This window comes from Actinomycetota bacterium, from assembly GCA_019347675.1.
GTDB lineage: Bacteria > Actinomycetota > Nitriliruptoria > Nitriliruptorales > JAHWKO01 > JAHWKW01.
In genome coordinates, this window is record JAHWKW010000028.1 from 22713 (window position 1) to 28745 (window position 6033).

The following is a 6033-nucleotide window of genomic DNA, read 5'->3' on the forward strand; positions in this document are numbered from 1 at the left end:
TTGGACTCAGCTTCTTCAGATGTCTGGGTTGATGGTGGTGATGAAGTCTACGGACCCGGCGTCGTTCGTGACTTCCAGCGCGGCTCGGTCGATGCGGCCGAAGCGCTGGCCGGCCCCGCCGGCACCGATGAACACAGCGTCGTAGGCGCCCCGATTGTTCGCAACCTCGTCAAGCAACCGGGCGGCGTCCTTGTGGCCGGGTGCCTCGGAGGCGAAGAGGTCGTTGAGGTACCGGTCGGGGTTGGTCGTCAGCCATCGCCGGGAGTTCTCGGTCAGCGGTGTGCCGTTGACCTCGGAGGTCAGTCTTCGGCTGGAGAGGGTGACGGTGTTGGTGGAGCCTTTGGCTTCGACGACGACGGTGCGGCCGTTGCGGATGGCGACGATGTCGGGGCCGGCGGTGAGGGTTCAGCGACAACGTCGCAACGACCCGCGACGGCGGGGCGGTCTTCGTGAAGACCGGCACGCTGAACGTCCAGGGCTCGACGTTCACGAACAACACGGCTGGCGACGACGGGGGCGCCATCTCGGTCGGGACACTGGGCGACGCGAACGGCGAACACCCGGCCACGATCTCTGGTTCCACCTTCGACGGCAACCAGGCGTCGACCGACACCGCGACCGGCGACGGGGGTGACGGCGGCGCCGTCCACGCGGACGCACCGTTGACCGTGACCAGCTCCACGTTCGACAGCAATGCGAACACCTCGTCGGTCGCCGACAACGGCGGCGCGATCCGGTCCGAACACGATCTGTCGATCTCGGGCAGCACGTTCACGAACAACCAGACCCGCTTCCTCGGCGGCGCGATCGACGCGGCCGACGCCGCCGATCCGGGCGGTGCCGTACTGACGATCTCGCACACGAGGTTCCAGGGCAACGCGAACGTGTCCGTTGGGGGTGGTGACGGTGGCGCCATCTACACGAAGGTCCCAGCCGACATCTCGGACAGCGAGCTGCTCACCAACGTCGCGGACGACGACGGCGGTGCCCTCTACGCGAAGGGCGTCGCGGTGACGGTCACCCGGACCACGTTCGATGGGAACACCGCCAACGACTTCGGGGGCGCGATCGAGCTCGACGCTGCGACGTTGAGCCTCACGCGTTCGACGCTCAGCAGCAACGAGACGAGCGGCGGCGACGGCGGCGGCCTCAACGTCGGGCCCTCCTCGACCGCCAACCTCACCAACACGACCGTCAGCGGCAACCGTGCGGGCGACTCCGGAGGCGGCATCGCTAGCGACGGCACCCTGAACGTCTCGTTCGCGACCGTCGCGGGCAACCAGGCGAACACCGCCGGCGGCACCGGTCAGGCGGGCGGCATCTACGCGAGCGCGGGCACCGTCACTTTGAAGCACACGGTGCTTGCCACCAACACCCTTGCCAACACCACCCCGGACAACTGCGACGCGAACGCGGGCACGTTCACATCGCACGGGTTCAACGTCACGGACGACGAAAAGTGCCCCATCGACGGGACCGGCGACCAGAACGTCGCCGACGCCGGGCTGCTGGCACTCGCCGACAACGGCGGTCCGACTCAGACCCACGCGCTGCAGAGCACGAGCCCGGCGGTGGATCTACCCGAGGTCGCGTCCAGTACGGACTGCACTTCCATCGACGGTGCTGCCGTCGGATCGGATCAGCGCGGATCGTCGCGCCCCGACGACGGCGACGAGGACGGCACGGCTACCTGCGACAGCGGTGCGTTCGAGTTGCAGACCGCGGGTGGGGCCCCCACGGAGGAGCCGACGACCGAGCCCACGCCGACCCCGACGCCGACGCCGACCCCGACCCCCACGCCGACGCCGACGCCGACCCCGACCCCTACGCAGACCCCGGAGGGGGTCGTCCGGCTCGCTGGGGTGGACCGGTGGGAGACCGCGGTCGAGATCTCCCGTGAGCGGTTCGCCGACGGTTCCGCGGACACGGTGGTGCTGGCACGCGGTGATAACGGAGCCAACAACGACGGGTACGCGGACGCGCTGTCGGGTACTCCGCTCGCCGTGAACCTCGGTGTCCCCCTGCTGATCACGCCGCCGGATCACCTGCCGGCCGGGATCGAGGCGGAGATCGCCAGGGTGCTCGGCGGTTCGGGGACCGTGGTGATCCTGGGAGGAGAGGCTGCACTCAGCAGTACGGTCGAGCTTCGACTGGATGAGCTCGGTTACGACACCCAGCGTCTAGCCGGAGCCGACCGGATCGCCACCGCGCTGAAGATCGCGAACGCGACCGATGCCACACCGAGCGCGATCCTCATCACGCGCGGATGGGCGTTCCCCGACGCGCTCGCCGCGGGACCGGCGGCTGCCCACGTCGGCGGTGTCGTCGTCCTCAACGGTGACGGCGAACGGAGCCCCGACGTCGACGGCTACCTCGCCGCGCACCCGGATGCGTCGGTCTTCGCGATCGGTGGACAGATGGCGTCCCTGTTCCCCGAGGCCGCACCCGTCTTCGGGGCCGATCGTTTCGCCACGGCGGCGGCGGTCGCCGGAGAGTTCTTCACCGATCCCGTCGTCGCTGGACTCTCCCGCTCTGACACGTTCCCGGACTCGCTGGCCGGTGGGACGCACATCGGTTCGCGCGGCGGGCCGATGCTGCTGACGTCCGAGGCCGCCTCCGGTCTGGACCTGCACTGGGAGACAGCGCTGTACGTCTGCGGGGAGGAGGTATCGCTCCGGACGGGTTATCTCTACGGCGGGGAGATGGCGGTCTCCTCCGCGACCGAGCAGACGTACGCGGATCGGATGGCTGGCACGGGTTGCGGGTGACCGCTCCTGACGGAACGACGCTCCCGGCGTGACGCTGCCGATCGCGCTGGGCTTGCTCGCGCTGCCGTTCCTGGCGTGGGCAGCGGTGACGGTCGTCCGCTCGCCGTGGGTCGCGTTGGGCCTGTAGGCAGCCAGCGTGCCGTTCGGGTCGGCCGTGAGGGTCCCGGGACTGGCCGCAGGTGGCATCGGCACACTGTCGAGCTTCCTGGGGCTGGTCCTGGTCGCGACCGGGGCGTTCCTCCTGCAGCTCGCAGGTGGTTGGCGCCGGACGCCACGGCTCGATCCAGCGCTGCCAGTGTGGGTGATGCTGCTCGGCGTGGGCGTACTCACCTACCTCTGGTCCATCGCGCCGGCGCAGACGCTCGACGATCTGCTGGTCTTCGCCGCTCTCGTCGCCCTCTACGCCGTCGCGGTCCTCAGCCCGGCCGGCGGGCGGGAACGTGACCTCCTCGAGGTGGGGATCGTCGCAGTCGGCGTGATCGTCGGCATCTTTGCGCTCGTCGATCTGGCGACGGGTTCGTTCGCGGCTGGCCGGTCGGGTCGGTTCGGACTGGCCGGAGGCGGCGCTGGTGGGGAAGCGGACACGACCGGCCCCCGTTGTGTGGGACGTGCCGACATCGCAGTGACGGCAACGTAAGACGTAGGCGGGGGGCATGTTGAAACGGCGGACGAACAAGACCGAGCGGTGCGCCTCCCGCGGCAACGAAGAAGCGTGGGCGCGTGGTGGACCGCGATTGCCAGCGCATGGCCGAGGTTGAGGCTGAGGACGGCGGTCGGAAACAACCGTGCCTTGGGCGTCAGGTCAGGCTCTCGAACTCTTCGAAGGTCAGTCCAGCCTGCCGGAGGATCGAGCGCAGGGTTCCGCGGGCGATTTCTCGGTGGTCGGGGACGATCACGGTGCGGCCATCGGGGTGGCGCATCTTGATGTGGCGCCCCGTCGCGATACTTCGTCGAACTCCGCGCGGCGGAGAGCAGCGAGCACCTCACGTGCGGAGTAGGGTCGCACGATTCTTAGACAGTCACGTCAACGGACACGATGATCGGTGACTCGCCTACTTCGACATCTTGGTCCTCGAAGTACAGCGCTAGGGCTTCTGCGAGGTTGTCGCGGGCTTCGTCGACCGATGTGCCCTGAGACGCCACGTCGACTTCGAGGCACTGGGCGACGTACCAGTCGCCTTCTCTGCTGATCGCCGCGGTCAATCTCATGTGCGGCATGGTACTGGCTCCCCGACACTGGGGGAGCCAGCGAGTCGCGGACCAGTGGGGTCGAGGCCGCCACGGGGGTGCGCGGTCTGGTAGAAAACCCGCTCGCACGCGTGAAAGGAAACTGGAGCGGCGCTGCAACGTCGCGGGCGTGTTCGCCAACGACGACGCCGCCTGGTCGGCGCCCTGTTGCTCGAGCAGCGCGACGACTGGCAGGCCGACCGCCGCTACCTCTGTGAGGGCTCGATTGCCCTCATCGACACCTTTGGAGGCGGAGGACGACGGACCTGTCGAGCAACCCGCCACCCGAACGGCGACGGACCATACGGTTCACGTGGCACTTCGCCACTCGGCGGGACGTCCTGTCGGTTGGTCTCGCCGACGGTCATCGATCCCCACGCCGAGATTCACTCGATCCGTTTCGTTCATCATCGGTTGGTAAGCAACCGGCTCCACCGGGCGCATGCGCAGATCGAGAACCGCATCAAGAACCTCAAGGACACCGGCCTGTCGCGGCTGCGGTTTCTCTGACCACGAGGCCAACGCCGCCTAGATCGAACTGCTCCTCATCGCCGGCCTGCTGCTGACCGCGCTGCAGGCCGCCGCCAATCGAAGACGCCCTGTCGGACGACGATCTCGGCGGGCGGTGAGCTGGCACAAGGCGGTACTTCGCGCACGGGTCGGTGCTCGCGACTTCGAGATAAGCGCCAGAGGACCGTACGAGAACGGGGGTACGCCGCTGCGGCAGTTCTTGCGGATCCCGACGAAATGCCGTAGAGGGATCTGCAACTTCTTGCATCGATCACAACATCCTGGGCTCAGCCCCTGCGGATGTCGAGCTTCCGGAGAAGGCCAGGCGGTGGGGGAGAGTGGGGGAGGGGCGCTCGGTCACCGGCCGTCGGGGGCGGTTCGCGGCGTAGTTCGACGCGCTTGAGGAGGGCGCCGTTGCGGTCGTAGGCCGCCACCGCCGCGGGGATGAGGGGAGGCGGAACCTCGCTGGCGTAGAATCTGGTGGCGAATCCGTGCCCGAGCAGGGGAGCGTGTAAGCTGCCGCCTCCACCGAGCTCGATGACGACATCGGCCACGTCTCGGGCGATCGCGCCGCCGACGACTTGCCCAGACACCTGCACCCACAGCGGTTGGGGTAGCGAGGCGCCTGTTCCACCGCCGCGTCCCCCGGCGTGCGTGATGCACGTGTAGACACCCGCGCCACGAAGAGCTGTGGAGAACTTCCAGCGACGGTCGCCTCTGCCGCCACGGGCGAGCACGAGCTGGGGACTGAGCTTGCCCGTCGTCCGGTCTCGCCCCGTCCAGCCGTTGATGAGGCGCCAGGGGAGCCCGCCGATGTAGATGCGGACCCACCCGATGGCCTCGCGCAGCCGATTCCAGACCTCCTGACATAGCGGGATGGTTCATGCAGAGTCGGGCCGGGTTTTGATGGCGTAGACGAGCTCGAGGTCGGTGCCGGGGTAGAGGGTGTGGGTGTCGGTGAGGACCTGGCAGAGGGCGGCGATGGCGCGGGTGCGGCGGGGAGCGGAGGCGGGGTTGAGCGTGACGTGCAGTTTGCGGTCGGCGACGCGGAGATCGCCGGGGAGCTGGAACGCTGCGCGTAGCAGGCTGCGGGCTTCGTCGCGTGCCCGGGCGTAGGAGGGCACCAGGTCACGGGCGAGCGCGGACTCGGCGTTGTAGGTGGCCATGCGGATCGCGTCGACCAGGCGTTTGTGTTCGCCGTGGAGCAGACGCGCCTCGGGCGACACATCGGCGAGCGGCACTCGGGCGGGGACGTCGGCGGCGGCGTGTTCGGCGGCGGCGAGTTGAGCGCGGACCTCGTCGAGGGTGGCTTCGAGCTCGGCGAGCCCGTCGGCCAGAGCGGGCTGGTCGCGGTGGCGGCCCAGGGTGGCTTCGCCCGAGGCGACGGTCGCTTTGAGCTGGTGGACACGCCGGCGAGCAGCTCGCTTGGCGGGGTTGGGCACGCTGCGGTCGGGGTCGTCAGCAACGGTGGCGTAGCTGTCGAGCCCGTCGAGGTCGAAGCGGGCGCGCATGTAGCGGAAGAAGTTCT

7 protein-coding genes and 1 pseudogene are annotated in these 6033 nt (G+C 68.9%); 3 read left to right on the forward strand and 5 right to left on the reverse strand.

The features are described from left to right. Nucleotides 1-15 precede the first annotated feature (15 nt). A complete protein-coding gene (locus tag KY462_15025) occupies nt 16-177 on the reverse strand; it encodes a hypothetical protein (GenBank protein ID MBW3579019.1) in 162 nt (53 codons plus the stop codon). Nucleotides 178-449: 272 nt separating this feature from the next. Between KY462_15025 and KY462_15030 the strand changes: the two genes are divergently transcribed. Both KY462_15030 and KY462_15035 read left to right on the forward strand, forming a co-directional pair. Beyond that, on the forward strand, nt 450-2768 hold the full coding sequence (locus KY462_15030) for a cell wall-binding repeat-containing protein (protein MBW3579020.1): 2319 nt from the start codon (nt 450-452) through the stop codon (nt 2766-2768). Between the two features lie 136 nt (nt 2769-2904). Beyond that, nucleotides 2905-3405, forward strand: coding sequence for a hypothetical protein (locus KY462_15035; protein MBW3579021.1), 501 nt, complete (start codon nt 2905-2907; stop codon nt 3403-3405). Between the two features lie 160 nt (nt 3406-3565). Here KY462_15035 and KY462_15040 read toward each other — a convergent pair. Together KY462_15040 and KY462_15045 are read right to left on the reverse strand one after the other, a co-directional pair. Continuing rightward, nucleotides 3566-3777, reverse strand: a pseudogene (locus tag KY462_15040) (type II toxin-antitoxin system HicA family toxin). 2 nt (nt 3778-3779) lie between these two features. Beyond that, on the reverse strand, nt 3780-3986 hold the full coding sequence (locus tag KY462_15045; protein ID MBW3579022.1) for a type II toxin-antitoxin system HicB family antitoxin: 207 nt from the start codon (nt 3984-3986) through the stop codon (nt 3780-3782). Nucleotides 3987-4163: 177 nt separating this feature from the next. On the opposite strand from KY462_15045, the gene KY462_15050 reads away from it, so the two are divergent. Next, complete coding sequence (locus KY462_15050) at nt 4164-4505, forward strand: hypothetical protein (GenBank protein MBW3579023.1); 342 nt, start codon at nt 4164-4166, stop codon at nt 4503-4505. Nucleotides 4506-4792: 287 nt separating this feature from the next. Here KY462_15050 and KY462_15055 read toward each other — a convergent pair whose 3' ends face one another. Then, complete coding sequence (locus KY462_15055) at nt 4793-5098, reverse strand: hypothetical protein (protein MBW3579024.1); 306 nt, start codon at nt 5096-5098, stop codon at nt 4793-4795. Between the two features lie 288 nt (nt 5099-5386). Further along, a partial coding sequence (locus tag KY462_15060) for a hypothetical protein (GenBank protein MBW3579025.1) occupies nt 5387-6033 on the reverse strand: 647 nt, incomplete at its 5' end.

Bases quoted from the DNA above. Each gene is read 5' to 3' on its own strand.
- KY462_15045 (MBW3579022.1), bottom strand. From the start codon at position 3,986: ATGCCGCACATGAGATTGACCGCGGCGATCAGCAGAGAAGGCGACTGG.